The sequence below is a fragment of the Salinisphaera sp. G21_0 genome (genome assembly GCF_017744115.1).
GTDB lineage: Bacteria > Pseudomonadota > Gammaproteobacteria > Pseudomonadales > Endozoicomonadaceae > Endozoicomonas.
Window position 1 is genome coordinate 1 of sequence record NZ_JAGHQW010000184.1, and the last position, 1,097, is coordinate 1,097.

The following is a 1,097-nucleotide window of genomic DNA, read 5'->3' on the forward strand; positions in this document are numbered from 1 at the left end:
TTTTTTGCTTTTTGGTTTAGCGGTTTGCTCTTCTAAATGTTCTTCGGCGGTTAAGTAACAGTAATCTGAGGATTGCCTTCCTTTATCGGTAGTAACGTATTCCTCATCTGCCCACCCTCTTTTAAGCGATACAGAGCCATGCCCCTGCTGCGGGGTGTCTACCCTGGTCTTTATGCGATCAATACATAGTTTCATTGAATTCAGGTTCCCAAGCTCGTTAACCGTGATTTCAATGACCTCAAATCCTGATTTTTGCAACAGTGCGATTTTAAGCAGAGTCGAACCATTCCTGGTTTTAAAATCACCACCCACGTAATGAGACGATCCCTGAACTTCAATAACAATGTTGTGATCTGGCAGTAGCAGGTCAACCGGAGGTAATGAGTTCAGACTCTTTTCTTCTTCAATCTTCAAAGATGGAATGCACAATTGGAGTTGATCGCGGAAGTCGGCTTGAGGTTTTGAAATGATTGTCTGGTAATGGGGGACGACCGGGCACGCTCTGCCAAGCCAACTTGCGGCCATGACAATGATGGATTGTTCCTCTTTATTATCCGGAGATGTATTTTCCAGGTGAGTAAACAGGTCATCCATGTGCTTTTCAAGCACGTTATTTTTATTGGCATTGGGGACCAGAGACAACCTGGCACAGCATACCATTACTCCCCAGAGAGACATCAATATCTCTTGCTGAGGGAGCTGAGGGTTTTTACTGATTCGGTAAACAAGCGATTCGAACGTGGATGTGACCACATTCAGCTCAACTAGCTCACCCAGTTTCGCCATGGCCCACAGCAGGTTGGCGATATGCTGAGGAATAAATTGGTCTTTCTGTGCGGTCACGTGGGGCAACAGCGCGGCCACGGCCTCGTTGACCTCTGGTATCTGCTCCTGCCCGTTGTCCACCAGTTTCGCCATGGCCCACAGCAGGTTGGCGATATGCTGAGGAATAAATTGGTCTTTCTGTGCGTTCACGTGGGGCAATAGCGCGGCCACAGCCTCGTTGAGTTCTGGTATCTGCTCCTGCCCGTTGTCCACCAGTTTCGCCATGGCCCACAGCAGGTTGGCGATATGCTGAGGAATAAATTGGCCTTTCT

At 48.2% G+C, this 1,097-nt stretch carries 1 protein-coding gene; it reads right to left on the reverse strand.

Going from position 1 to position 1,097, the window contains the following annotated elements:
- A partial coding sequence (locus tag J7439_RS25555) for an RAP domain-containing protein (RefSeq protein ID WP_209204874.1) occupies positions 1-1,097 on the reverse strand: 1,097 nt, incomplete at both ends.